The 25745-nt window shown below is 70.0% G+C and carries 22 protein-coding genes; 10 read left to right on the forward strand and 12 right to left on the reverse strand.

The features are described from left to right. Window positions 1-13 precede the first annotated feature (13 nt). Both SK571_RS39775 and SK571_RS39780 read left to right on the forward strand, forming a co-directional pair. Window positions 14-2152 carry a molybdopterin oxidoreductase family protein gene (locus SK571_RS39775; RefSeq protein ID WP_319989283.1) on the forward strand — a complete coding sequence of 713 codons (2139 nt, stop codon included), beginning with the start codon at window positions 14-16 and terminating at the stop codon, window positions 2150-2152. 47 nt (window positions 2153-2199) lie between these two features. After that, entirely contained in the window at window positions 2200-3981 is a 1782-nt protein-coding gene (locus SK571_RS39780; protein ID WP_319989284.1) for an AMP-dependent synthetase/ligase, read from the forward strand. 217 nt (window positions 3982-4198) lie between these two features. On the opposite strand, the gene SK571_RS39785 is transcribed toward SK571_RS39780, so the two are convergent. Genes SK571_RS39785 through SK571_RS39805 form a run of 5 tightly spaced genes read right to left on the reverse strand, consistent with a single transcriptional unit; the run spans window position 4199 to window position 9161 of the window. Next, window positions 4199-5182, reverse strand: coding sequence for a LacI family DNA-binding transcriptional regulator (locus SK571_RS39785; RefSeq protein ID WP_319989285.1), 984 nt, complete (start codon window positions 5180-5182; stop codon window positions 4199-4201). Between the two features lie 43 nt (window positions 5183-5225). Beyond that, window positions 5226-6056, reverse strand: a complete 831-nt coding sequence (locus SK571_RS39790) for an ABC transporter permease (protein WP_319989286.1) — start codon at window positions 6054-6056, stop codon at window positions 5226-5228. Beyond that, a complete protein-coding gene (locus SK571_RS39795) occupies window positions 6053-6928 on the reverse strand; it encodes an ABC transporter permease (protein WP_319989287.1) in 876 nt (291 codons plus the stop codon). Before SK571_RS39795 ends, SK571_RS39790 begins: the two co-directional genes overlap by 4 nt. Beyond that, window positions 6925-7971: an ABC transporter ATP-binding protein gene (locus SK571_RS39800; RefSeq protein WP_319989288.1), complete on the reverse strand. Its 1047-nt coding sequence runs from the start codon at window positions 7969-7971 to the stop codon at window positions 6925-6927. Before SK571_RS39800 ends, SK571_RS39795 begins: the two co-directional genes overlap by 4 nt. Beyond that, window positions 7968-9161, reverse strand: a complete 1194-nt coding sequence (locus SK571_RS39805) for an extracellular solute-binding protein (protein WP_319989289.1) — start codon at window positions 9159-9161, stop codon at window positions 7968-7970. Before SK571_RS39805 ends, SK571_RS39800 begins: the two co-directional genes overlap by 4 nt. Window positions 9162-9300: 139 nt before the next feature. On the opposite strand from SK571_RS39805, the gene SK571_RS39810 reads away from it, so the two are divergent. Continuing rightward, window positions 9301-11373 carry a PQQ-dependent sugar dehydrogenase gene (locus tag SK571_RS39810; RefSeq protein WP_319989290.1) on the forward strand — a complete coding sequence of 691 codons (2073 nt, stop codon included), beginning with the start codon at window positions 9301-9303 and terminating at the stop codon, window positions 11371-11373. Between the two features lie 162 nt (window positions 11374-11535). Next, window positions 11536-12741, forward strand: a complete 1206-nt coding sequence (locus SK571_RS39815) for a glycosyltransferase (RefSeq protein WP_319989291.1) — start codon at window positions 11536-11538, stop codon at window positions 12739-12741. Here the strand turns inward: SK571_RS39815 and SK571_RS39820 are convergent. Further along, entirely contained in the window at window positions 12712-13272 is a 561-nt protein-coding gene (locus SK571_RS39820; protein WP_319989292.1) for a TetR/AcrR family transcriptional regulator, read from the reverse strand. The genes SK571_RS39815 and SK571_RS39820 overlap by 30 nt on opposite strands. Before the next feature lie 101 nt (window positions 13273-13373). Here SK571_RS39820 and SK571_RS39825 point away from each other — a divergent pair, with 101 nt between their 5' ends. Beyond that, on the forward strand, window positions 13374-14246 hold the full coding sequence (locus SK571_RS39825; RefSeq protein ID WP_319989293.1) for an alpha/beta hydrolase family protein: 873 nt from the start codon (window positions 13374-13376) through the stop codon (window positions 14244-14246). 3 nt (window positions 14247-14249) lie between these two features. On the opposite strand, the gene araD is transcribed toward SK571_RS39825, so the two are convergent. From araD to SK571_RS39840, 3 genes are read right to left on the reverse strand one after another with little or no spacing between them, the layout of a single operon-like run. After that, on the reverse strand, window positions 14250-15971 hold the full coding sequence (araD, locus tag SK571_RS39830; protein ID WP_319989294.1) for an L-arabinonate dehydratase: 1722 nt from the start codon (window positions 15969-15971) through the stop codon (window positions 14250-14252). After that, window positions 15968-16873: a dihydrodipicolinate synthase family protein gene (locus SK571_RS39835; RefSeq protein ID WP_319989295.1), complete on the reverse strand. Its 906-nt coding sequence runs from the start codon at window positions 16871-16873 to the stop codon at window positions 15968-15970. The genes araD and SK571_RS39835 overlap by 4 nt, the downstream gene beginning before the upstream one ends. After that, entirely contained in the window at window positions 16860-17522 is a 663-nt protein-coding gene (locus SK571_RS39840; protein WP_319989296.1) for a GntR family transcriptional regulator, read from the reverse strand. The genes SK571_RS39835 and SK571_RS39840 overlap by 14 nt, the downstream gene beginning before the upstream one ends. A gap of 199 nt (window positions 17523-17721) precedes the next feature. Between SK571_RS39840 and SK571_RS39845 the strand changes: the two genes are divergently transcribed. The 4 genes from SK571_RS39845 (at window position 17722) to SK571_RS39860 (ending at window position 20746) form a co-directional block, all read left to right on the forward strand. Beyond that, window positions 17722-18276, forward strand: a complete 555-nt coding sequence (locus tag SK571_RS39845) for an anti-sigma factor (protein ID WP_319989297.1) — start codon at window positions 17722-17724, stop codon at window positions 18274-18276. Window positions 18277-18433: 157 nt separating this feature from the next. After that, entirely contained in the window at window positions 18434-19369 is a 936-nt protein-coding gene (locus SK571_RS39850; RefSeq protein WP_319989298.1) for a DUF1996 domain-containing protein, read from the forward strand. Between the two features lie 124 nt (window positions 19370-19493). Continuing rightward, complete coding sequence (locus SK571_RS39855) at window positions 19494-20045, forward strand: sigma-70 family RNA polymerase sigma factor (protein ID WP_089953784.1); 552 nt, start codon at window positions 19494-19496, stop codon at window positions 20043-20045. Continuing rightward, complete coding sequence (locus tag SK571_RS39860; protein ID WP_319989299.1) at window positions 20042-20746, forward strand: anti-sigma factor family protein; 705 nt, start codon at window positions 20042-20044, stop codon at window positions 20744-20746. The genes SK571_RS39855 and SK571_RS39860 overlap by 4 nt, the downstream gene beginning before the upstream one ends. Before the next feature lie 48 nt (window positions 20747-20794). Here SK571_RS39860 and SK571_RS39865 read toward each other — a convergent pair whose 3' ends face one another. After that, complete coding sequence (locus SK571_RS39865) at window positions 20795-21739, reverse strand: zinc-binding dehydrogenase (RefSeq protein WP_319989300.1); 945 nt, start codon at window positions 21737-21739, stop codon at window positions 20795-20797. A gap of 152 nt (window positions 21740-21891) precedes the next feature. Here SK571_RS39865 and SK571_RS39870 point away from each other — a divergent pair, with 152 nt between their 5' ends. Further along, complete coding sequence (locus tag SK571_RS39870; RefSeq protein ID WP_319989301.1) at window positions 21892-22680, forward strand: oxygenase MpaB family protein; 789 nt, start codon at window positions 21892-21894, stop codon at window positions 22678-22680. On the opposite strand, the gene SK571_RS39875 is transcribed toward SK571_RS39870, so the two are convergent. Continuing rightward, window positions 22655-24043 carry an aminobutyraldehyde dehydrogenase gene (locus SK571_RS39875; RefSeq protein WP_319989302.1) on the reverse strand — a complete coding sequence of 463 codons (1389 nt, stop codon included), beginning with the start codon at window positions 24041-24043 and terminating at the stop codon, window positions 22655-22657. The two genes, SK571_RS39870 and SK571_RS39875, sit on opposite strands and share 26 nt — an antisense overlap. Then, entirely contained in the window at window positions 24040-25653 is a 1614-nt protein-coding gene (locus SK571_RS39880) for a thiamine pyrophosphate-binding protein (protein WP_319989303.1), read from the reverse strand. The genes SK571_RS39875 and SK571_RS39880 overlap by 4 nt, the downstream gene beginning before the upstream one ends. Between the last annotated feature and the right edge of the window lie 92 nt (window positions 25654-25745).

The following is a 25745-nucleotide window of genomic DNA, read 5'->3' on the forward strand; positions in this document are numbered from 1 at the left end:
CTTAAGGGGACCCATGAGGACCGTGTTCACGACCTGCCCGCTCTGCGAAGCGACGTGCGGGCTGGAGCTGACGGTCGAGGGTGACCGCATCACGAAGGTGCGCGGCGACCGCGAGGACGAGTTCAGCAGGGGGTTCATCTGCCCCAAGGGCGCCTCGCTCGGCACGCTCGACGCCGACCCCGACCGCCTGAGCACCCCGCTGATCAAGCGCGACGGCGAGTTCCAGGAGGCCACCTGGGAGGAGGCGTTCGCCTACGTCGACGAACGCCTGAAGGACTTCCCGGACCGCGACACCGTCGCGATGTACCTCGGCAACCCGGTCGTCCACTCGCTCGCCGGCGGCCTCTACGCCGGACCGCTGCGCAAGGCGCTGGGCAGCCGCAACGTCTTCACCGCCAGCACCGTCGACCAGATGCCCAAGCACGTGCAGGTCGGCCACATGTTCGGCGGCATCTTCTCCATCCCCGTGCCCGACATCGACCGCACCGGCTTCATGCTGGTGCTGGGCGCCGACCCGTTCTCGTCCAACGGAAGCCTGTGGACGGTCCCGGACGCGCCGGGCCGGTTCAGGGACCTGCAGAAGCGCGGCGGCAGGTTCGTCGTCATCGACCCGCGCCGCAGCCGCACCGCCCAGGCCGCCGACCAGCACGTCGTGATCAGGCCGGGCACGGACGTGTTCCTGCTGCTGGCGTTGATCCACGAGCTGTTCGCGCAGGACCTGGTGAACCTCCGTGACCTGGCGGGGCACGTCACGGACCACACGGTGATCCGGGAGCACGTCGAAAAGTTCAGCCCCGAGGCCGTCGAGGAACGCACGGGCGTCGACGCGGCCACGATCCGTGCGCTGGCAAGGCAGCTGGCCGAGGCCGAACGAGCCGCGGTCTACGGCCGGATCGGTACGACGACCGTCGAGTTCGGCACGGTCGCGTCGTGGGCGGTCGACACCCTCAACGTCCTGACCGGCAACCTCGACCGGCCCGGCGGCGTGATGTGGCCGCTGCCCGCGCACAGCAGGCGCGGCACCGGCAGCGGCAGGGGGTTCACCATCGGCCGCTGGCACAGCCGGGTCAAGGGCCACCCCGAGGTGATGGGGGAGTACCCCGCCGTCACGATGGTCGACGAGATCGAGACGCCCGGCGAGGGTCAGGTGCGGGCGCTGTTCACGATCGGCGGCAACCCCGCGCTGTCGCTGCCGAACTCGGCACGGGTGAACGCCGCGCTGTCCTCACTGGACTTCATGGTCAGCGTCGACCCGTACCTCAACGAGACCACGAGGCACGCGGACGTCGTCCTGCCGACGCCACCGCCGTCCCGCCGCGACCACTACGACATCGCGTTCCTCAACAACTCCGTGCGCAACGTCGTGAAGTACTCGCGCGCGGCGATCCCGTTGGAGGAAGGCAGGGTCGACGAGACGGACATCTTCTTCCGCCTCACCACGATCCTCGCGGGCATGGGCCCGGCGGCCGACCTCGACGCCATCGCGGCGTTCCAGCTCGCCGACCTGAAGAAGAAGGCGGGCGCCGACTTCGAACCCGAGGGCGAGACGCGCGAGGAACGCCTGCTGGACCTGAAACTCCGCACCGGCGCGTACGGGGTGTCGCTGCGGCAGTTGCTCGACCACCCGCACGGCATCGACCTCGGCCCGCTCACCTCGCGCCTGCCGGAGATCCTGCGCACGCCGTCCGGCAGGATCGAACTGACGCCACAGCCGATCATGGACGACCTGCCGCGCGTGCTCGCCGCCCTCGGCACGCCCGAGCCCGGCATGGTCCTGGTCGGCCGCAGGCACCTGCGCACCAACAACTCCTGGATGCACAACGTGCCCTCGCTGGTGAAGGGCAAGCCGTTGTGCACGCTCCTGGTCAACCCCGGCGACGCGACCCGCATCGGCCTGGCCGACGGCGGGACCGCCCAGGTCACCTCGCGCGTCGGCAAGATCGAGGTGCTGGTCGAGGTCACCGCGGACATCGCGCCCGGCGTCGTCTCGATGCCGCACGGCTGGGGCCACGACCAGCCCGGCACGCGGCTCTCCGTCGCCGAAGAGCACGCCGGCGTGAACGTCAACCTCCTCACCGACGACCTGCGCATCGACCCGCTCTCGGGCACCGCCGTGCTGAACGGCACCCGCGTGCAGGTCGTGCCCGCCTGAAGAACCCCCTCCCCGTCTGAAAAGACTCAGTGCGCCTAGGAGCCGCCATGACCGCCGGAGTCACCAGCCCGAACGCGGTGCGAGCCATCCGCCGGATAGCCGACCTGCCGTTCCTCGCGGAGCAGGCCTACGGCGACGCGGTGGCGTGGCGGTTCAAGCAGGACGGGCAGTGGCACGAGCAGACCTACGCCGAGGTCGCCGAGGTGGTGCTGGACCTCGCGTCCGGGTTCGTCCACGCAGGACTGAAGGCGGGCGACCGGGTCTGCGTGCTCGCGAACACCCGTCCGGAGTGGACGGCGGTCGAGCTCGCGGTGCTGGCGGCGGGCGGCATCGTCGTGCCGATCTACCCGTCGAGCGCCCCGGAGGAGATCGCCTGGGTGGTCGGCGACTCCGGCGCGTCGATCGTGGTGGCCGAGAACGAGGAGCAGTGCCTCAAGGTCGAGGCAGTCGGTTCGGAACTTCCCGAGCTGCGCACGGTCTTCTCGATCGACCCGGCCGGTGACCGCCCGCGCATCGCCGAACTGCAGGACACCGGCCGCACCTCGCCGCTGGCCGCCGTGCTGGACTCCCGCCGGGCCGCGATCAGGCCGGAGGACCCGAGCCTGATCATCTACACCTCGGGCACGACCGGACCGCCCAAGGGCTGCGTCCTGACCAACGCGAACTGGGTCGCGCTGTGCCGGGTCGCGGAAGAGGCCCGCATCGACGCGATGACCGGCGTCGTCTACCTGTTCCTGCCGCTCGCGCACGTCTTCGCGCAGATCATCATGTTCGGCACGATGTACCGCGGCGGGGCGCTGGCGTACTTCGGCGGCGACATGAAGGCGATCGTGCCGGAACTGGCCGAGGTCCGGCCGACCTTCCTGCCGTCGGTGCCGCGCATCTTCGAGAAGATCTACACGTTCGTCACGTCGAGCGTTCCCCCGGAACAGCTCGCGCAGGCCGTGGCGCTCGGCCTGGAGGTCCGGCGCAGGCGGGCGGCGGGCGAACCCGTGCCCGCGGAGATGGCGGCCGCGTTCGAGCAGGTCGACGCGTTGTTCGCCAACGTGCGCGCGGTGTTCGGCGGCCGGCTCGTGCAGGCACTGTCCGGTGCCGCGCCGATCTCGCCCGAGGTGCTGCAGTTCTTCCACGCGGCCGGGGTGCCGGTGCTGGAGGGCTACGGCATGACCGAGTCCACCGCGGTCGGCACGATCAACACGCTGGACCGCTTCAGGCTCGGCTCGGTCGGCGCCTCCGGTGTGGCCGGCCTCGAGATGTCGGTGGGGGAGGACGGCGAACTGCTGATGCGCGGCCCGCACGTCTTCGCGGGCTACTGGCGCAACGAGGAGGCCACGGCCGAGACGCTGCGGGACGGCTGGCTGCACACCGGCGACCTGGGCGAGATCGACGCGGACGGTTTCGTGACGATCACGGGGCGCAAGAAGGACATCATCATCACCGCGGGCGGCAAGAACATCGCGCCGGCGAACGTGGAGAACGTGCTGCGCCAGTCCCGCTGGATCTCGCACGCCGTGTTGTTCGGCGACCGCAGGCCTTACTGTGTGGCGCTGCTCACACTGGACGCCGACGAGATCGTGCCGTGGGCGACGGCTCGTGGCTTGCCGTCCGACATCGAATCTTTGGTGGGTCACCCAGACGTGCGAACGCTCGTGCGGGAAGTTGTCGACGAAGCGAACTCGCACTTCGCCAGTGTTTCCCAAGTGAAGAAGTTCGTGCTGCTCACCCGCGATCTGTCCCAGGAGGAAGGTGAGCTCACACCGACGTTGAAGGTCAAACGCAACGTTGTACACCGCCTTCACTCTGAGTTGTACGAAGGGCTCTACGAGTAACCCGTACGTACGAGAAATCCAAAAACAGGTACATCCACCCTGGCGGTTTCGGCGCAGTCAGGGCAGAGTGGGACACCAAGCGGCGCTAGGCCCCCTCCCCCCTCGGGCCCAGCCGCTTCGCGGCCCCGGCTCAAGGCGTACTCCCCCCAGACGCCCAGCCGGGGCCGCCTTGCATCTCCGTCCTTTGTGGTCGCGCCGGCGACCGATCGGGATCGTGTCAGCGTTTCGGTGGCGTCGTGGTCCCGCGCACGATCAGCTGGGTCTCCGCCACGATCTGCGGCACGTCGGTGTGGTCCGAGTCCAGCCAGTCCAGCAGGAGGTTCACGGCCGTGCGTCCCGCCTGCGCCACGGGCATCGCCACCGTGGTCAGCGCGGGCGAGCACAGCGAGGCGTAGGTGAGGTCGTCGAAGCCCGTCACCGACACGTCGCCCGGCACGGAGATGCCGCGGTCGCGCAGCCGGGCCAGCACGCCCAGCGCCATGATGTCGTTGTAGGCGACGATCGCCGTCGTGTCGGCCGCGACGGCCAGGTCCGCCGCCTGCAGGCCGCCCTCGTAGCGCGGTGCGAACGGTCCCAGGTCGACCAGGTCGACCCCGTGCTTCGCCACCGCCTTCATCAGGCCGCGGCGACGCTCCTGGTTGGACCAGGAGGTGCGCGGCCCGTTGAGGTAGGCGACGCGGTGGTGCCCCAGCGCGACGAGGTGGTCGATGACGGCGTGCATGCCACCCGCCGAGTCCATCAGCGCGGCGGGCACGCCGGGCAGGCGCCGGTTCAGCAGCACCAGCGACGTCGCGCCCGCCACCTCGTAGACCTGCGAGTCCTCCAGGCCCGGCGCGCACAGCACGACGCCGTCGACCTGTTTCGCCATCGCGTGCACGAGCTTGGCCTCGGCGACCGGGTCCTCGTCGCTGTCCGCCACGAACACCGCGTAGTCGGCCTGCATCGCCCGTGCCTGCACGGCCTTGAGCACGCCGGTGAAGAACGGGTTGTCGAGGTCCGGTACGACGATGCCGATGTTGCCCGTCTTGCCCGTGATCAGCCCGCGAGCCGCCCTGTTGGGCTGGTAGCCGAGCTCGGTCGCGGCAGCCAGCACGCGCGTCCTGGTCTCCGGGCGCACGAGCTCCGGGGACGTCAGCGCACGCGAAACGGTGGCGACCGACACGTGTGCCCTGCGTGCCACGTCGCGGATCGTGACTGCCACTTGTACCTCACCCTCACCAGCCGGTTGAACCAATCATGACGGGTCAGGTGTCGAGCCGGTCGTCGAGGCGGGTCACGAGCTGAGTCGGATTCACGAATCGGAGGGCGATCACGAGCAGCACGAGCATCGATCCCGTGTAGATCACTGCCATCGAGTCGACCATCTGCTGGGGCCGGATGCCCGCCGACGACATGGCCTCGTACAGCGACACGACCAGGGTCTGGCTGGTCGGGCCCGCCGTGAGGAACGTCAGCTCGAACATGCCGACCGTCCGCACCAGCACCAGGATCGACGCCGCGAGGACGCCCGGCACGAGCAGCGGTGCCAGCACGCGGGTGAAGATCGCGAACGTGGAGGCGCCGCACATCCGCGCCGCCGACTCGATCTTCGTGTCGATCTGCTCGATGAACGGCGTCATCGTCAGCACGACGAACGGCACGGCCGGCACGAGGTTCGCCGCGATCACGCCGGCCGTGCTGCCCGCGAGCTGGAACTTGTAGAGCACCGTCGCGAGCGGGATGCCGTACGTCATCGGAGGCATCAGGATCGGCAGCAGGAACAGGACGGTGAGCAGCTTCTTGCCGGGGAAGTCGCGGCGTGCCAGCACATAGGCCGTGGGAACCCCGACGACCACCGAGACGGCCACGACCGACAGGGCGACCTGGAACGTCACGACCAGCACGTCCAGCAGCCGGTAGTCGCGCCACGCCTCGCCGTACCACTTGCCGGTGTAGCCGTCCGGGAGCCAGGTGCCGAACCACGTCTCGGCGAACGAGTTCGTGACGACCGCGCCGACGACGCCGGCCAGGCCGACCAGGAAGAAGATCAGCGCACCCCAGGTCAGCCACACCACCGGGCGGGCAGCGAGCCTCATCCCTTGCCTCCCGTCGCGCCGCGGTACAGGGTCGTGCGCCAGATCAGCACGACGCCGACGACGGCCAGCATCACCAGCGCCATCAAGACCGCGATCGCCGATCCGAGCGCGAAGTCGTTGTCCCGCAACGCGGTCTCGTACGCGGCGATCGACATCACGTGCGTCTCGCCGGCGGGGTCGCCGACCATCACCGCGCTGGGGAACACGCTGAACGCCAGCACGAAGCTCAGGCAGAACGTGACGGCGAGTCCCGGTGCCAGCAGCGGCATGGTGATCCTCCGGAACCGCTGCCGCCGCGACGCGCCCAGCGTCGCCGCCGCCTGTTCCAGCGTCGGGTCGATGCCGGAGAGGTACGACAGCGTCAGCAGGAACGCGAACGGGAACCCGGTGATGACGAGGCTGAACAGCACGCCCCAGTAGTTGTGCGTCAGCCTCGCCGGCTCGTCGGCGCCGAGCGCCAGCCAGACGCGGTTGAACCAGCCGGCCGGCCCGAGGAACGCGAGCAGGCCCTCCGCCGTCAGCACGGTGCCGAGCGTGATCGGGACGACCAGCACCGTCGTCAGCGTTCGCTTGCCCCGGAACCGCCCGCGCAGCCGGAACGCGATCGGGACGGCCGCCAGCACGTTGACCAGCGCCGCGGGCAGTCCGAGCCGCAGCGTGATCCAGACCGTGTCCGCCAGGTAGTCGTCCTGGAAGAAGGTGAGGTAGTTCTGGAACGGGTTGCCGCCGTCCCCGGGCTGGAACGAGAGTTGCAGCCCGTACAGGAACGGGTAGACGAACAGCAGCGCCACGAACACCACGCCCGGCACCAGCAGCCACAGCACGCGGTCGACGCCCCTCTCGGCGAGCCGGTGCTTCAGCGCGGCCGTCACGAGAACACCAGCACGCGTTCGACCGGCACCGTCACCGTGATCGTGTCGCCAGGGGCCAGCCGCGAGTTCGTGCGGATGTGCAACGGATCGCCGTTGCGCAGCCTGGCTTCCACGGCCTGCTCGCGCCCGTGGTACTCGACGACCTCGACCACGGCTTCTAGTGCGTTCTTGCCCGCTCCTGCCACGACGAAGTCCTCGGGCCGTACCGCCGCCACGGCCTGCGACCCGAGCTCTTCCCGTTTGACGCCAACGAGTTCGACGCCGTCTGCGGTGTGGACGGTCACGTGCTCGGAGCCCTGGCCGGCCACGGTCACCGGGATCATGGTGCGGTAGCCCATGAACCCGGCCACATACCGGTTCGCCGGATGCGCGTAGACCTCCTCCGGTGACCCGGCCTGCTGCACCTCGCCCAGGCGCAGGACCACGAGACGGTCGGCGAGGGCCAGCGCCTCCTCCTGGTCGTGCGTGACGTAGACGGTGGTGAGCCCGAGCGACTGGTGCAGCCGGCGGATCTCCGTGCGCATCTCCAGCCGCAGCGCCGCGTCCAGGTTGGACAGTGGTTCGTCCATCAGCACCAGCGGCGGTTCCAGCACGATCGCGCGGGCGATCGCCACCCGCTGCTGCTGGCCGCCGCTCAGCTGGGCCGGGAACCTGTGCTGGTGCTCCTCCAGCCGCACGAGCCGCACGGCCTCGTCCACGCGCCGGTTCAGCTCGGCCCTGGGCACCTTCCGCATCGACAGCCCGAACCCGATGTTGCGCCGCACCGACATGTGCGGGAACAGCGCGTAGTTCTGGAACACCATCCCGAACCCGCGTTTCTCCGGTGGCAGGTCGTCGATCCGCCTGCCGTCCATCGTGATCCGCCCGCCGGTGAGCGGCAGGAGTCCGGCCAGGCAGTTGAGCGCCGTCGACTTCCCGCACCCCGACGGCCCGAGCAGCGCGACGAACTCGCCGGCCTTGATCGTCAGATCCATGCCCTGCAACGCGACGGTGTCGCCGAACGCCCGTCGCACGTGGTCGAGGTGCAGCTCCGCGAACCTCATTTCCGGCCGATCTCCCTGTCCCACCGCTGGAACGCCTTCACCTGCTGCGCGGCCGGCAGCGACTGCTCCTTGGGGCGTTCCTCGATCAGCCGGTCGTACTCGGCGCGGCCGTACCTCGCTATGGCGTCCCGCGACTCCTTCGGCGCCATGTCGAGCGTGACGCCCTTGACCGCCGGGCCGGGGTAGAAGTAGCCCTTGTCGTAGGCCTTGGCCTGCTGCTGCGGTTCCAGCATGAACCTGATCAGCGCGAGGTTCGCCGACAGCACGTCCGCGGAGACGCCTTTGGGGATCACGGCGTAGTGCGCGTCGGTGACCCAGTGGAAGTCTTTGAACGTCGCGATCTTCATGCCCTCCGGCACCGAGCCGAGCACGCGCGGGTTGATGTCCCAGCCGGTGGTCGAGGCGACCATCCACGACGTGCCGTTCGCGAGGTTCTTCATGACGTCGGTCGTGCCACCGGGGTAGCCCTCGACGTACTGACCGAGTTCCTTCAGGTACGCCCAGGTCCTGTCCCAGCCGTTCTCCGGGTCCTTCGGGTCCTTGTCTCCCAACAGGTACGGCAGTCCCATGAGGAACGTGCGGCCGGGTCCGGAGTTCGCGGGCCGCGCGTACTGGAACCTGCCTGGATGCGCTTTGGCCCACTCCAGCAGTGCGGCCGGGGACGCGGGTGGCGTGGGCACCTTCGCCGGGTCGTACTCCAGCAACGGGCCCGCCGGGTAGTACGTGATCGCGACGCCCTGGTTCTGCGCGAGCTTCTGCATCTCGTGGGCGGCGGGAAGGTACACCTCCTCCAGCTTCGGCAGCCTCGCCGAATATTCGGGGAGCAGCGCGTGGACGAGTTCCTGCTCCACGACGCTCGCCAGTCCGTCGGTTCCGGTGAGCACCAGATGGGTCTGCGAGGTGCCCGAGTTCTGCTCCGCCTTGAGCTTGCCCGGCATGTCCGGCGCGGTCGCCTTGGTGGCGTTCACCTTGGTCACGACGTCGGGGTGCGTCCGGACGAATTCGTCGATCATGCCCTGCGTGAGCTGCAGGTTGCCGGCCACGTCGAGCACGTTGAGCTCGACGGGTTTCGACGGCTTCTCCGGGACGGACGTGGGTGCGTTCTGCGGCTGCGGGACTTGCGGCGCACCGCACGCCGTGACGGCCAACAGGGTGGGAATGACGAGCTGTAACTTCCTTGTCCAGCGCATCTCGTGGCTCCCTAACTGACTCTGGACCTCGCGCACGAAAACGTTTACGGTTTTTCTGTAACACTCGTACACCCGCCGCCGGTCCGAACGCAATGCCGCCGCCGCACACCCCGTTCCCAGATGAAAGTGGGAGGCTCCTGTGGCACCCCGTTCACGGCGGTCGCCGGCGAGAACCGGCATCCTGGCCACCGCACTCGCAGTGGCGCTGAGTTCGCTCGTCTCCGCCGCACCCCCAGCCGCCGCCGCGGATGTCCTGCTGTCCCAGGGCAAACCGGCGACCGATTCGGCGTCCGGCGGCGCGAACTACGCGCCGCGCAACGCCGTCGACGGCAACTCCGCGACGCGCTGGGCGAGCAAGTCGAACACCGACCCGGCGTGGATCCGCGTCGACCTCGGCGCGTCCGCGACCATCAGCCGGGTCCGGCTGCAGTGGGATCTCTCGTGCGCCAAGGCCTATCGCGTCGAGACCTCGGACAACGACTCGACGTGGACCGCGATCCACACCACCACCGACGGCAAGGGTGGCGTCGAGGACCTGACGGTCACCGGCCGCGGCCGTTACGTCCGCGTCCTCGGCACCACGCGCTGCCGCACCGGCACGTCGTACGGCTACTCCCTGCAGGAGTTCCAGGTCTTCGGCAGCACGGGCCCTGCCGACGCCGAGCCGCCGAGCGCGCCCGCGAACCTCGTCGCGTCGGACGTCCGGCCGGACTCGGCGAAGCTGACGTGGACGCCGTCGACGGACAACGTCGCGGTGACGTCGTACGAGATCTACAACCTGGGCCAGTTCGTGAAGTCCGTGCCCGCCACACCGGCCTCCACCACGATGACGGGCCTGAAGCCGAACACCACGTACGGCTTCTACGTCAACGCGAAGGACGCCGCGGGCAACATCTCGCAGGCCTCCAACACCGCGGAGTTCAAGACCCCGCCGGCCCAGGAGGATCCGACGCCGCCGACCGCGCCGAAGAACCTGCGGTCCACGGGCGTCACGGCGAACTCGGTGTCGCTGGCCTGGGACCCGTCGACCGACAACGTCGGCGTGACCCGCTACGAGATCTACACCGGCGCGACCAAGGCAGGTGACGCGACCGGCACGTCCGCGACGATCGGCGGCCGCAGCGCGAACACCGAGTACACCTTCACCGTCAAGGCCTTCGACGCCGTCGGCAACGCCTCGCCGGCCTCGAACGCGCTGACCGTGAAGACCCGCTCCGGCGGCGACCAGGTCGGTGCCGTCACGCAGATCGCGACCGACAACGACGTGCCGTGGGGCCTCGCGTTCCTGCCCGACGGCTCCGGGATCTACTCGCGCCGCGACGCGCAGGACATCGTCAGGATCACCCCGTCCGGCGCGAAGACCACGCTGGGCAGGGTTCCCGGAGTCTCCGGCACGAACGGCGAGGGCGGCCTGCTGGGCATCGAGCTGTCGCCCGCGTTCGCCTCGGACGGCCTGATCTACGTCTACCACACGGCTTCCGGCGACAACCGGATCGTGCGCGCGAAGATCGAGGGCAACTCCCTCACCGGCTGGAAGACGCTGCTGACCGGCATCCCGCGCAACAAGTTCCACAACGGCGGGCGCCTGCGCTTCGGTGCCGACGGCAAGCTCTACGCGGGCACCGGCGACGGCCAGAACGGCGCCAACGCGCAGAACAGGCAGAACCTGGGCGGCAAGGTGCTGCGCCTGAACCCGGACGGCTCGGCGCCGTCCGACAACCCGTTCTTCGCCGAGGGCGGCAACGCCCGCTACGTCTGGACGTTGGGCCACCGCAACGTCCAAGGCCTCGCCGTGGACTCGCAGGGCCGCCTGTGGCAGGCGGAGCTCGGCAACTCGAACATGGACGAGGTCAACCTGCTGCAGAAGGGCGGCAACTACGGCTGGCCGTCCTGCGAGGGCACGTCGGGCTCCTGCGGCGGTTACGTGGCACCGAAGAAGACCTTCCCGGTCGGTTCCGCGTCCCCGTCCGGTCTCGCGATCGTGAACGACGTGCTGTTCCTCGCCGCGCTGCGCGGTGAACGCCTGTACCGCATGCAGATCAGCGGCTCGTCGGTCGGCGCCACGACGTCGCACTTCCAGGGCACCTACGGCCGGCTCCGCACCCCGGAGCCCGCGCCGGACGGGTCGCTGTGGGTCACGACCTCCAACGGGGACAAGGACTCCACCGCGGGCAACAGCAACACGAGGATCCTGAAGGTCGCGCTGAACTAGTTCCGGCGAACCAGTCCGAGAACAACGGAAGACCCCCGGATCCGCATCCGGGGGTCTTCCCACTTCAACATATAGCGCACGGGGGGACTTGCGGCAAGACCCCGTTCGTCACGCAGAATTCCCCGCCGTAGCCGGGAACCGGGCGAACTGGGGAGTCTCGAAGTGCGTGTTGTTCTTGCAGGTTTCGGGTCGCGCGGAGATGTCGAACCGCTGATCGCGCTGGCGGTGGCGGTGCGGGACCTCGGCGCGGAGGCGGTGGTGTGCGTGCCGCCGGACGAGGAGTTCGTGTCCAGGCTGGACGCCCACGGCGTGCCGTTCGTCGCGTTCGGACAGTCGGTGCGCGAACTGGTGACGAGCGCGCGGCCGGATCCCGCGACCGTCGCGGCCGCGCTGGTCGGCGAGTGGTTCGGCCCGGTCGCCGCCGCGGCCGAAGGCGCTGACGTGCTGGTGGCGAGCGGGATGATGCCCGCGGGCGCGCGGTCGGTGGCCGAGCACCTGGGCCTGCGCCACGTGCTCGCGTCGTTCCACGACATCTCGCTGCCGTCGCCGCACCGCAAGCCGTCGCAACGGCCGGGCAGGCCCTTGCCGCCGGACGAGATGGACAACCGGGTGCTGTGGGACATCGACGCGGAGAACGTGAACGCGATGTACCGACCGGCGTTGAACGCGCACCGGGCGGAGCTCGGCATGCCGCCGGTGGACAACGTCCGCGACCACGTCTACTCCGGCACGTTGCTGCTGGCGGCGGATCCGCTGCTCTGGCCGGTGCCGGAGCTGACGAACCTGGAGGTCGAGCAGACCGGCGCGTGGATCCTGCCGGACGTTCGCCCGCTCGCGCCCGAACTCGTGGGCTTCCTCGACGCCGGCGAGCCACCGGTGTACGTCGGCTTCGGCAGCATGCCCATGCACGCCTCGGCGGACATCGGCCAGGTCGTCGTCGACGCGGTGCGTGCGCAGGGGCGCCGGGTGCTCCTGGCGCGAGGGTGGGCCGGTCTGGCCCAGATCGATGAGAGCGACGACTGCTTCGTCGTCGGCGAGGTCAACCAGCAGGCGTTGTTCCGCCGTGTGGCCGCCGTCGTCCACCACGGCGGCGGGGGCACCACGACGACCGCGGCCCGCGCCGGTGCGCCGCAGGTGGTGGTGCCGCAGATCGTGGACCAGCCGTTCTGGGCCCGCCGGGTGGCCGAGCTGGGCGTCGGCGCGGCCCACGACGGACCGGTGCCGTCCTTCGAGTCGCTGTCGGCCGCGCTCGCGACGGCGCTGGCTCCCGGGACCCGCGACCGCGCGGCCACCGCGGCGGGCATGATCCGCACCGACGGGGCGGCAGTGGCCGCACGTTCATTGCTGGCGCGAAAGCCCGTCGAGTAGCAGGCTGATCAGCCGCCGCGGGTCGTAGCGCGGGTCGTCGTCCCGTCCGATGCACAGGTTGCCGATCCCGCGCATCAACTCGAACGGCCGCACGTCGGCGCGGATCTCGCCGGCGTCGGCCGCCGCGTCGAGCAGCGAGCCGCACACCGGTCCGAGCCGGTCGAGGAAGTACGCGTGCAACGACGCGAAGCCGCTGCTGTCCGACTGCATCGCGCCGGCGAGCCCGTGCTTGGTCACCAGGAAGTCCACGAACAGGTCGATCCACTTGCGCAGCGCGGCGGCAGGGGAGTCCTCTGTGGACAGCAGGGCGGGGCCGGCCTCCGCGCAGGCCTCGACCTGGTGCCGGTAGACGGCCACGACGAGGTCCGCGCGGGTGGGGAAGTGGCGGTAGATCGTGCCCATGCCGACCCCGGCTTCGGCGGCGATCTCGCGGATCGGCGCGTCGACGCCCGACCTGACGAACACCTCGGCCGCGGCGGCGAGCAGCGTCTGCTCGTTGCGCACGGCGTCGGCTCGCTTGCGTGGTGGCACGCGCGCTCCTTCCCGAGCGGTCGGTTGACAAAGCGGAACAGTGCTCCGTATCGTTCCGGAACGTCGCTCCGCTTGAGTGGACTGTACTCGAAGGGAAACCCATGACCGTCTTCACGGTGAGCCCTGTCGTGCTCGAAATCCCCGGCAGGCCCGTTGACCTGCAGCTGAAGGTCTCCGCGCCGACCGAGGGCACCGGCCTGCCGATCCTGCTGCTGTCGCACGGGCAGGGCTACTCGAACCACCTGTCCTCGCTGAACGGCTACGCGCCGCTCGCGAACCACTGGGCCGAGCAGGGCTTCGTCGTCCTGCAGCCCACGCACCTGAGCAGCAGGTCGGTGAACCTGCCCGCCACCACCCCCGGCGCGCCGATGTTCTGGCGGGAGCGCGCCGAGGACATGTCGCACGTCATCGACCGGCTCGACGAGATCGAGAAGGCCGTGCCGCAGCTGCAGAACCGCCTCGACCGCACGAAGATCGCGGTCGTCGGTCACTCGATGGGAGGCCACACCGCGAGCCTGCTGCTGGGCATGAGGACCGAGGGCGTGAGCCTGAGGGACGACCGGATCAAGGCGGGCGTGCTGCTCGGCTCGACCGGCCGCGGCGACGCGGTCACCGACGTGGTGAAGGAGAACTACTCCTTCATGCAGACCACGGACTTCAGCGAGATGACCGCGCCCGCCCTCGTGGTGGCCGGCGACGCGGACGCCTCCGCGCACCTGACCACCATGGGCCCGGACTGGCACGCCGATCCGTACCACCTCGCGCCCGGCCCGAAGGACCTGCTCACGCTGTTCGGTGCGGAGCACGGGTTCGGCGGTGTCTCCGGCTACGACGTCGCCGAGACCACGGACGAGAGCCCCGAACGGGTCGCGGTCGTGCAGCAGCTGACCACGGCCTACCTGCGCGGTCAGCTGCTCGGAACCGCCGACTGGCAGGACGTGACCGTCGAACAGGGCCGCATCGAGTCCAAGTAGGACTCAGCGCGCGTTGGGCTCCGGATTCGTTCCGGGGCGTGACAGGAACTCGAAGTCGCAGCCCTCGTCGGCCTGCGTGATGTGCTCGTAGTACAAAGCGCCGTACCCGCGTTCGAACTTCGCGGGCGGCGGCGTCCACGCGTCCCGGCGACGCGTCATCTCCTCGTCGGAGATCTCCACGCGCAACACCCGCGCCTCGACGTCCAGCGTCACGAGGTCGCCGTCCCGCACCAACGCCAGCGGCCCGCCGACGTGGGCTTCCGGCGCCACGTGCAGAACGCATGCGCCGTAAGAAGTTCCGCTCATCCGCGCGTCGGACACGCGCACCATGTCCCGGACACCCTCGTGCAGCAGCTTGTCCGGGATGGGCAGCATCCCGTATTCCGGCATGCCGGGCCCGCCCTTCGGTCCGCCACCCGCCAGCACGATCACCGAATCCTTCGTCACGTCCAGAGAAGGGTCGTTGATGCGTGCCTGCAGATCCTTGTAGCCGTGGAAGACCACGGCGGGCCCGGTGTGCCGCCACAACGCGGGATCAGCCGCCACGTACTTGATCACCGCACCGTCAGGAGCCAGATTGCCCCGCAGCACAGCCAGCCCGCCCTCGGCGGAGATCGGATCGTCCACCGGGCGGATCACCGAGGAGTCGTACACCTCGGCGCCTTCGAGGTCCTCGCCGAACGTCCGCCCGGTCACCGTGATCCGCTCGAGGTGCAACGACTCCCGCAACCGCGACAGCAGTCCGCGCAGCCCGCCCGCGTAGTAGAAGTCCTCCATCAGGTGCGATCCGGCGGGCTGCACCGAGGCCAGCACGGGCACCTCGCGCGACAACCGGTCGAAGTCGTCCAGCGACAACGGGATCTGCGACCGCCCTGCCATCGCGATCAGGTGGATGTACGAGTTCGTGGACCCGCCCAGCGCCAGCACGGTCCGGATGGCGTCCTCGTAGGCCTCCGCCGACAGCACGTCGCCGATCGTCAGCCCTTCGCGCACCATCTCGACCACGCGCATGCCCGACGCGGCCGCCATCCGGTGGTGCGCCGAGTCGACGGCCGGGATCGACGACGCCCCCGGCAACGTCAGCCCCAGCGCCTCCGCGGCGGCCGTCATGGTCGAGGCCGTGCCCATCGTCATGCACGTGCCGGGGGAGCGGGCCAGCCCGGACTGGATCTCGGACCAGTCGGAGGACGAGATCGTGCCCGCCCGCTTCTCGTCCCAGAACCGCCACATGTCCGTGCCGGACGCGAGCTTCTCGCCCCGCCAGTGGCCGCGCAGCATCGGCCCGGCCGGCACGAAGACCGCGGGCAGGCCGGCGGACGCCGCGCCCATCAGCAACGCCGGGGTCGTCTTGTCGCAGCCACCCATCAGCACGCAGCCGTCGACGGGATAGGAGCGGAGGATCTCCTCGGTCTCCATCGACAGCATGTTCCGGTACATCATCGGAGTCGGCTTCTGATACGTCTCCGACAGCGTGGAGACCGGGAACTCCACCGGGTATCCGCCCGCCTCCCACACCCCGCGCTCGACCTGCTGCGCCCGTTCGCGCAGGTGCATGTGGCACGGGTTGATGCCGCTCCACGTGTTCAGGATCGCGATGACCGGCTTGCCGAGGTGCTCGGAGGGGTTCATGCCGAGCTGCCTCATGCGGGCGTTGTGCGAGAACGCCCGCAGCCCCTCGCCCTCGAACCACTCCGCGCTGCGCAGCTTCTTCCGGGCAGACGTCACAGCAGGCTCCACGAGTCCAGCAGCACGCCCACGGCGGAACGATCGGCCTCCGGCAACACCGAAGCGGGCGGACGCACGTCCCGGCGGCACAAACCGAGCTGTGCCAGCGCTTCCTTGACCACGGACACGTTGTTCGCCGACTCACCGTCCGCCCGCAGCTCCTCGAACTTCCGGATGAACTCCCAGAACTCCATCGCCGCACCGAACTCGCGTGCCCGCAGGCACCGGAACATCTGCACCGACAGCTCCGGCGCGACGTTCGCCAGCCCGGACGTGAACCCGGTGGCCCCGACCGCGAAGTACCCCGGCGCCGACAGCTCGGCCAGCCCCGCGATCCACGTCAGCCGCTCGAGCCCGGCGTCCCGGGCGACCGAGGCGAACCGCACCGGATCCGGCACCGCGTACTTCACGCCGACGACGTTCGGGCACGCGTCCGCCAGTGCCGCGATCTGCGCACCGCCGATGCGCGGGTTCCGCACGTACAGGACCACGCTCAGCTCGGGCACCGCCGAGGCGATCGCCCGGTGGTAGTCGACCCACCCGTCCAGCGAGACGTACGGGTGCACCGGCTGGTGGATCATGATCCCGCGAGCACCGGCCCGGTCTGCGAACCGGGCGGCGGCCACGGCGGACGACACGTCGTGCCCGACCCCGGCGACGATCGCCGCGCGGTCCCCGACGGCGTCCACGGTGATCTGCAGCGCGCGCTCGGTCTCGGCGGAGGACAACGTGTAGAACTCGCTCGTGTTGCCGTTCGGCGTCACGACCGAGATCCCGCCCTCGACCATCCGGTCCACGACCGCGGCGTAGTTCTTCTCGTCGATCGCCCCGTCCGCGCCGAACGGTGTGACGGTGATCGCCACCACGGAAGCCAGCTGTTCGGACAGGTCATCGAACGACATCGGGAAGCTCCTCGACCACTCGATCGGCGAAAGTCTGGATGTGGCGGCGCAACAGATCGGCCGCGGCGTCGCCGAAGCCCTCCTCGGCGGCGACGAGGATCGCCCGGTGCTCGGCCGCCTCGGCGTCCCAGGTGGGACGGATGCCCCAGCCGGCGACGGTGATCAGCGCGGCCTGGTCGCGCAGCCCGTCGAGGATCCCGACCAGCAACGGGTTGCCGCACCCGGCGTAGAGCGCGCGGTGGAAACGGCGGTTGGCCAGGCTGCGCTGAGTCAAACTCCGTTGGGCCAGGTCGAGGACCTCCTCCAGGGCTGACCTCGCCTCGGTGAAGTCCGCTCCCAGCTCGACGGAACGGCGCAGCGCCTCCGGTTCCAGCAACAGCCGCACGTCGTAGACGGACGCGGCCATCTCCGCGTCGACCGTGCGGACCGTGGCGCCCTTGTACGGGCTCATCACCACGAGCCCCGACCCGGCGAGAGTCTTGAGCGCCTCGCGCACGGGCGTCTTCGAGACGTTGAGCGTCGCGGCGAGATCGGTTTCGACGAGCGCCTGACCGGGTTTCAGCTTTCCATAAAGAATCGCTTCTTTGATCGATTCCAGAACGAAGTCCGTCCGGGACGCCGGAAGGACTCCCGGCCGGTCATACATCATATATGAGAGCCTAGGAGCTGGTAGAGCCCCAGGTCAACCATTTCGTGTGGGCTGCACAACGTCGTTGTATCTGCGTTGAACCAACTTCCTCGCAGGCTCGTTCTGAGGGTGTTGGTCACCGCCGCAAGCGGGGCTGGAGAAGGAGAAATTTGAGTGCATCGTTCCGCGTAACCGTGTCCATTGCCGCGTCCGCCAGCGCATGGCACCGAACGTCCTGGGCACCAACGAGTTGAACGAGAACGACATGCTGATGGAAGAACTGCCACCGGAGGCCGCGCTCGACGGGCCTCCGCCGGACATGGACCACCTGCTCCAGCGCACGCTGGGCACGGTCCGCGAAGAGAGAGATCAGGCCGTGCGCCGCCGTGGGCGCATCACGGCCTTGTCGTCGACCCTTGTTGTCGCCGGAGTGCTCGCTGGGGGCGTCTGGCTGGGTCAGGGAATGGGGGTCGGTGGCACCGGGAACGCCGACGCGCTCCTGCAGGGGACCTCGCCGGCGGGTGCGCGGATGGCCGTGCAGGTCACCGACACCGAAGGTGGCTTGAAGCTGGTCGCGACCGTCGACGGCATGCAGGACGGGGAAGCCTGCTGGCTGGTCGTGCACACGAAGGACGGACGGACGTTCACCGCCGGCTCGTGGAGGGCGCACGGCGGTGAGGTGACCTTGGCCGGGTCCGCGCTGGTGCGGGCGGGGGACGTGACCGGGGTCAGCGTGGTCGACCACGACCGCCGGCCGCTGGTGACCGCCAGTTAGCGCAGGAGCGGGACTCGGGTCGCGGAGCAACGCCACGGCCCCGAGTCCCCGCCCGCGTCGGCCACGTGACGTGCCGGGCTATCGTCGTGCCCGGAAGTGCCGGTCGTACTGAGACGGCACACTTTGGTTTGCCCGGACGGATTGGCAGGCTGTGGACGTGGCCCGGAACAAGCCGGTGACCTTCGCGGTCGCGGTGGTCGCGCTCCTCGTCGTCACGGGATCCGCGGTGCTGCTGCGCGGCACGTCCAGCGGCGCGCCGTCCGCCGACCAGTACGTCAGCGAACTCGACCAGGTGCTCACCGACCCGAAGACGCCGAACGTCGTCATCCGGTGTGGTGCGAACGAGGACCGCCACCTCAACGCGGACAACCCCGTCGTCTCGCCCGGCATCCCGTTCGGCGCCCACCACACGCACGAGTACGTCGGCAACAGGTCGGCCGACGCCCAGTCGACCGACGAGTCCCTCGCGGCCGCGACCACCACGTGCGAGAAGAACGATCTCTCGACCTACTACTGGCCCGTGCTGCGCCTCACCGACGGCGTGGGGCACGACGAGCACGCGGACGGTGGCGGCCTGCACGGCAACACCGGCGAGGTGCTCCGGCCGAAGAGCGTGGAGATCCGGTACGGCGGCAACCCCGTGAGCGACGTCCTGCCGATGCCCCGGTTCCTGCGCCTGATCACCGGCGATCCGTCGGCGTTGTCCAACGGCCACGGCCCGAACACGCGCGCCCGGTGGAGCTGCTCGGACCGGCCGGACCGCTACACGACGAAGTACCCGCTGTGCGGAAGCGCGACCACGTTGCGCAGCTTCGACTTCGGCAGCTGCTGGGACGGCAACAACACCGACAGCGCCTCGCACCGCACGCACGTGGTGTTCCCGCTGGCCGGCGGCATGTGCCCGGCCAAGACGTTCCCGATCCCGCGCCTGCACATCACCGTGGGCTACGACATCCCCGAAGGCCGCCCGTTCGCGATCGACAGCTTCGAGGAGGAGCTGCGTGATCCGGCGACCGACCACGGGATGTACATCAACGCGATGTCGCAGGACCAGATGGCGGAGCTGGTCGGACACCTCAACCGTTCCCGCTAACATCCGGCATTCCAAATTTTTCAGTGGAAAGCCGTTGAACCGAAGCTCTCTGTCGCTCGTGTGTCGGCTGAGGTCTTGAACAGGACGCCCGCAGAGGTGTTCGCGGGCGGGGAGGAGTGGGTGGATGGCGGCTTTGTTCTCCCGCAAACGGGAGACCGCGGCCGACGAGGCACTGATCCGATCGCTCTACGAGGAGCACGGCCGGGCGCTTCTGGCGTACGCGACGCGGCTGACCGGCGATCGGGCGGCTGCCGAGGACGTGGTCCAGGAGACCTTGGTCCGAGCGTGGCGCCATCCCGACGCCCTCGTGAACGGCAAGGGATCGGTGCGTGGCTGGTTGCTGACGGTGGCGCGCAACATCGTCACCGACAGGGTTCGTGCGAAGGCCGCGCGTCCTCAGGAGGTGGCGGAGTCTCCGGCGACGCCACCGATCGAGCGCGACCACGCTGACCAGGTCGTCGACTCGGTGGTGGTGCTCGAAGCGCTCGACAGGCTGTCCTCCGACCACCGCGACGTGCTGATGGAGATCTACTTCCGCGGCCGCAGCGTGACGGAGGCGGCGGAAGCGCTCGGGGTGCCACCTGGCACAGTGAAATCCAGATCGTATTACGCGTTGCGAGCCTTGAGGGAGACCTTCGGAGGTCAGAAGGTCGCACTGAAGGGGGTGGCTGGATGACCACGCAGCACGACCCGCAACTGCTCGGTGCCTACGTTCTAGGGGCACTGGACGAGCAGGAGGTGCGTGAGATGGACGAGCACCTGGCGTCCTGCCCCGAGTGCGCGCGTGAACTCGAAGAGCTCCGCGACATGGAGGCCTTCCTCGGCGAGGTGCCGCCGGAGGCCATGCTGGACGGGCCGCCCGAGGGCGGCGATCTGTTGTTGCAGCGCACCCTGCGCCAGGTGCGTTCCGAACGCGGCGGCGTCGCACGGCGTCGTCAGTTCGCGCTCGGTGCCGCGGCGGCCGTCGTGGCCGCGGTGGTGCTCGGTGCCGGTGTCTTCGTCGGTAAGGCCACGTCACCCGATGTGACGGCCCTTCCCACCCCGACGGTGGCACCGGACCCGGCGGGCACCAGGCTCGCCACGTTCACCGACCCGGCGACCAAGGCGTCGATGACCGTGAAGGTCGTCCCCGCCGCCGGATGGGTCCGCACGAACATGGCGATCAACGGCATTCCCGAAGGCGAGAAGTGCCGGATCTTCGTCGTCTCGAAGGACGGCAGCCGCCAGGAGGCGGGCTCCTGGGTGGTGTCCAAGAAGGGCGCCGCCGAGGGCACGAACCTGGACGGTTCCGCGCTGGTCGACCCCAAGGACGTGAAGTCCGTGGTGGTCGAGAACTTCGCGGGCAAGAAGTTCGTCGAGGTGCCGGTACAGGCGTGACCGAGGAGACGAGGGGCCACTTCCGCTGGACGGACGTGGCCCCTTTTCTCACGGCTTGAGCACGACTTTTCCCGCCGTGGCACGGGTTTCCAGCGCCACGTGCGCCGCGGCCGCGTCCTCCAGCGCGAACTGCGGGTGCACCAGCGGCGCGAACCGCCCGCTGGCCAGCCCGGCCATCGCCTCGTCCTCCAGCACCCGCAGCCCGCGCCGCATCAGGCCGGGCCCGAGCGCGACGGTCGCGGTGAGACTGTTGGCGAACAACGTCTCCGTGCTGATCGGGGTCGCGGTCCCGGACGCCCACCCGTAGATGATCTGCCGCCCACCAGGTCCCAGCGTCTTCAGCGCCTGCGCCCCGGCCTCACCGCCGACGCCGTCCAGCACCACGGTCATGTCCTTGAGGCCGTCCGCCCAGCCGGGCCGGGTGTAGTCGATGGCGGCGTCCGCGCCGTTGTCCATGACGAGGTCGAGCTTCTCTCCGCTCGCGAGCCCGATGACCTGCGCGCCGACGTTGCGCGCCTCCTGCACGAACAACGCGCCCATGCCACCGGCCGCCGACGTCACGAGCACCACGTCGTCCTTCGTGAGCTTCGCGGCGTCGAGCACCCCGACGGCCGTGCGGCCGGTGCCGATCATCGCGACGGCCGCCTCGAACGACACGTCGTCGGGCAGACCGTGCAGCGCGCCGACCCCGGCGACCGCGAGTTCGGCGTAGCCGCCGCTCGCCTGGCCGAGGTGCACGACCACCCGCCGCCCCAGCCACTCGGCCTCGACCCCGTCCCCGAGCGCCGTCACGACTCCCGCGACCTCACGCCCCGGCGTCATCGGAAAGCCGACGGGCCCGAACCCGCCCTTGCGGATCGTGGTGTCGACCAGGTGGACGCCGGCGGCCGCCACGGTGACGCGGACCTGCCCCGCGGCGGGCTCCGGGTCGGGGACCTCCTCGAAGCGCAGGTTCTCCGCCGGGCCGAACTCGTACTGCCGAATCGCGAACATGCCGCCGACGCTAGGAGCTCGACTTAGCTGGAGGTCAAGTGCCGGAACGGTTTCCACTCGTGCCGCCGCCGGAGCGGATCCCGGACGAGTGCCGGTAATTCTTTGGAGTGATGATCTTCATGAGGTGGCCGGACTCGGGGAATGATCATGGTGTGACGCTGGGACCTGAGTCGGTGACGTGGCGGCTGGGCTGGTACACGCGGTTCGAGCTGGTGGTGCTGGGGCGCGGGGTGCTCATGCAGGTCGCTCATCCCGTCATCGCCGCCGCGGTGCGCGACGGCTACCGCGCCGATCCGTTCGCGCGGCTGACGAGGACCATCACCTCGTCGCAGCTGCGGTTGTTCGGTGGTGAGCAGGCCGGGCAGGAGGCGGAACGGCTGGTGCGCGCCCACGCCAGGATTCCCGGCGCGGACGAGGAGTTGTTCCGCTGGGTGCACGCCACCAGCTTCGACTCGCTGCTCACGGCGTACCGGTTGCTGCGGCCCCGGCTGCCCGCCATCCACGAGGAACGGCTGTACCGGGAGTGGCGGGAAACGGGGGAGTCGCTCGGCATCAGGACGATGCCGGGCGACCTCACCGCGTTGCGGGAGTACCTCGACGACGTGGTCGCCACCCAGCTGAAGCCCACCGACGGGGTGGACGGTCTGCTGGAGGCGTTCCAGCTGCGGACCGGCAAGGCGCCGGGTGCCGAACACGTGCCGAGCGCGCTCTGGCCGTTGGTGCGGCCCGTGGCGGCGCAGGTGCTGCCGGACTTCGCCGTCGGCACGCTGCCGGAGGCGTTGCGGGCCAAGCTCGGTCTGGAGTGGACGGACCGCGACGGGCGCAGGCTGCGCCGGTGGATCCGGATGATCCGGGTGGTGTCCGCGTTCCTCCCGGCGAGCCTGCTGCACTACCCGATGCCGTACCGGGCGATGCTCAGTGCGCGATCATCACGTGCTTGACGCGCGTGTAGTCCTCCAGGCCGTGCATCGACAGGTCCTTGCCGTAACCCGAGGCGCCGAACCCGCCGTGCGGCATCTCCGCCGCGACGAGGCCGTGCGTGTTGACCCAGACGATGCCGAAGTCGAGCCGCGCGGTCAGTGCCGCTGCCCGGCCGGTGTCGCGGGTCCAGATCGAGGACGCGAGTCCCTGCGGAACCCCGTTGGCCAGAGCGATCGCCTCGTCGTCGGAACCGAACGCCTGCACGGTGATCAGCGGCGCGAACGCCTCCTCCTGGACCAGCTCGTCGTCCTGGCCGAGGCCGGAGACGACCGTGGGCTCCAGGAAGAACCCGGAGGACCCGTGCCGCTTCCCTCCACAGTGGACGACGCCGGACGTGCGGGACAGCAGGCCGAGCACGCGGTCCAGCTGGGCCTGGCTGTTCAACGGCCCGAAGTCGGTGCCGGGAACCTGCGCCGACGCGGCTTTCACCAGTGAGGCCACGAACTCGTCGTGCACGGCCGAGTGCACCAGCACCCGGGACGCGGCCGTGCAGTCCTGCCCCGCGTTGTAGAACGCGGCGCCCACGACGCCTTCCGCCGCGGCGGTCACGTCGACGTCGTCGAACACCAGGACCGGCGCGTTGCCACCGAGTTCGAGGTGCGTGCGCTTGACCGTCGCGGCGGCACCGCGGGCGACCTCGACGCCGGCGCGGGTGGAGCCGGTCAGCGACACCATGGCGGGCACGGGGTGCTCGACCAGCAACCGGCCGGTGTCGCGGTCGCCCAGCACGACGTTGAACACGCCCGCGGGCAGGACGGAGGCGGCCAGCGACGCGAGCAGCACCGTGGACGACGGCGTGGTGTCGGCGGGCTTGAGCACCACCGTGTTGCCCGCGGCCAGGGCCGGGGCGATCTTCCACACCGCCATCATCAGCGGGTAGTTCCACGGCGTGATCTGCGCGATCACCCCGACCGCCTCGCGCCGCTGGTAGGAGGTGTGGCCGGGCACGTACTCACCCGCGGCGGCGGTGCCCAGAGCCCGTGCCGCACCGGCGAAGAACCGGATCTGGTCCGCGCACTGCGGGATCTCCTCGTCCAGCAGGACCGAGCGGATCTTGCCGGTCTCGCGGACCTCCGCGTCGGCGATCTCCGAGGCGTTCGCCTCCAGGAGGTCCGCGAGCTTCAGCAACGTCAGCTGACGTTCGCCGGGCGTGGTGCGCGACCAGGCGGGGAAGGCCGCCTCGGCGGCCCGCACCGCCGCGTCGACCTCGGCTGCCCGGGAGACGACCGCACGGCCGAACTCCTCGCCGGTGGCGGGGTCGACGAGCGGTGAGGTCTCCTCCGCGGTGGCGGAGGTGCCGTTGACGAAGTTCGCGACGATCACGTGTGCTCCAGGTGCGTGGGGGCGAACATGCGCAGCAGCGCGGGCAGCACGACCACGTGCGGGCCGTCCCCGGCGAACGCCTTGGCGAGGTCCTCGCGCAGCGACTCGGGGGTGCTGCGGGTGGCGGGCACCCCGAACGCCCCGGCGAGCGCCACGAAGTCCGGGCGGGTCAGTTCGGTGGCGGTGGCCTGGCCGAACGCGTCGGTCATGTACTCGCGCAGGATGCCGTAGCCGCCGTCGTCGACGATCAGCCACACGACCCGAGACCCGTGCTGCGCGGCCGTCGCGAGCTCCGAGATCCCGTACATCGCGCCGCCGTCACCGGACACCGCGAGCACCGGCCCGTCGACGGCCGCCGCGACCCCGAGCGCGGCCGGGAAGCCGTAGCCGAGCCCGCCGGCACCCTGGGCGGAGAACTGCGCACCACCGCGCGGATCCCACGCCGACCAGGCCCAGTACGCCAGGATCGTCATGTCCCAGCAGGTCGGCGTGCCGTCCGGCACCGCCTCCCGCAGCGCGGTGAGCACCTGCCACTCCAGGTCGAGCTCCTGCTCCGAGAACCGTTCCCGGACACTCGCCAGCAGCCCCAGCACCCGTTCTTCTGCGGCACCGTCCACGGCGCGGGCCGTCACGCCGGAGGCCAACGCGCGCAAGGTGTGCCGGGCGTCGGCGTGGATGCCGAGCGCGGGGTAGTTGGACTCCAGCTTGCCGAGGTCTGCCTCGATCTGGACCACGGCGCCGCGCGGCCGGAACGTCCGGTAGTTGCTCGACAGCTCACCCAGCCCCGACCCGACGACGAGCAGCACGTCCGCGTCGGCCAGGAACTCGGTGGTGTGCCAGTCCTCCAGCCACGACTGCGCGGAAAGCGGGTGCTCCCAGGGGAAGTTGCCCTTGCCACCGAACGTCGACACGACCGGCGCCCGCAGCTTCTCCGCCAGTTCCAGCAGTTCGGCCGACGCACCGAGGGCACCGCCCCCGGCCAGGATCACGGGCCGGTCGGCGCCGTTGAGCAACCGCACGGCCTCGTCGACGAGTTCGGCCCGCGGGTGCAGTTCACGCGGCGACCAGACCACGGACGTCACGGACGGCACGGAGGCGGGCCCGAGCAGCACGTCCTGCGGGATCTCCACCCACACCGGCCCGAACGGCACGGTCAGCGCGATCTCCCACGCCTCCGCCAATGCCGACGGGATCTGCGACGCGTGCCGGACGACCCGCGCGTGCTTGACCACGTCGCGGAACGAGGCCAGCTGATCGGTCAGCTCGTGCAGGTACCCGCCCCGCACGCCACCGAGGCCGGCGGCCGGGATCTGGGACGAGATGCCCAGCACCGGCGCCGACGCGGCGGCCGATTCTTGAAGCCCCGCAAGGGTCTGCAGCGCACCAGGACCGGTCGACACCAGCAGCGGCGTCACCGAGCCGGTGATCCGCGCGTGACCGTCGGCGGCGAAGGCGGCGTTGACCTCGGTCCGCGAACCCACGTACCGCAACTCGGACCGGCGCAACGCGTCGAAGAGCCCGAGCGCGTGCTGGCCGGGGATGCCGAACACCGTGTGCGCGCCGAGCGCCTCCAGCGTCTCGACGACGACATCGCCACCGTTGCGCGTCACTGCCCCTCCTTCAGTGCCAGCAGGCTCACGAGGTCGTAGGCCACCATGTGCGCTGTCTGCCACAGAAGTGATGGTCGCTCGATGGTCACACG

The organism is Lentzea kristufekii, assembly GCF_033949925.1.
GTDB classification, from domain to species: domain Bacteria; phylum Actinomycetota; class Actinomycetes; order Mycobacteriales; family Pseudonocardiaceae; genus Lentzea; species Lentzea kristufekii.

Coding starts and splice junctions, on each gene's coding strand:
- SK571_RS39775 (WP_319989283.1), top strand. CDS start 14: ATGAGGACCGTGTTCACGACCTGCCCGCTCTGCGAAGCGACGTGCGGG.
- SK571_RS39780 (WP_319989284.1), top strand. CDS start 2,200: ATGACCGCCGGAGTCACCAGCCCGAACGCGGTGCGAGCCATCCGCCGG.
- SK571_RS39790 (WP_319989286.1), bottom strand. CDS start 6,056: ATGAGGCTCGCTGCCCGCCCGGTGGTGTGGCTGACCTGGGGTGCGCTG.
- SK571_RS39800 (WP_319989288.1), bottom strand. CDS start 7,971: ATGAGGTTCGCGGAGCTGCACCTCGACCACGTGCGACGGGCGTTCGGC.
- SK571_RS39805 (WP_319989289.1), bottom strand. CDS start 9,161: ATGCGCTGGACAAGGAAGTTACAGCTCGTCATTCCCACCCTGTTGGCC.
- SK571_RS39825 (WP_319989293.1), top strand. CDS start 13,374: ATGACCGTCTTCACGGTGAGCCCTGTCGTGCTCGAAATCCCCGGCAGG.
- SK571_RS39835 (WP_319989295.1), bottom strand. CDS start 16,873: ATGTCGTTCGATGACCTGTCCGAACAGCTGGCTTCCGTGGTGGCGATC.
- SK571_RS39840 (WP_319989296.1), bottom strand. CDS start 17,522: ATGATGTATGACCGGCCGGGAGTCCTTCCGGCGTCCCGGACGGACTTC.
- SK571_RS39845 (WP_319989297.1), top strand. CDS start 17,722: ATGGCACCGAACGTCCTGGGCACCAACGAGTTGAACGAGAACGACATG.
- SK571_RS39855 (WP_089953784.1), top strand. CDS start 19,494: ATGGCGGCTTTGTTCTCCCGCAAACGGGAGACCGCGGCCGACGAGGCA.
- SK571_RS39860 (WP_319989299.1), top strand. CDS start 20,042: ATGACCACGCAGCACGACCCGCAACTGCTCGGTGCCTACGTTCTAGGG.
- SK571_RS39865 (WP_319989300.1), bottom strand. CDS start 21,739: ATGTTCGCGATTCGGCAGTACGAGTTCGGCCCGGCGGAGAACCTGCGC.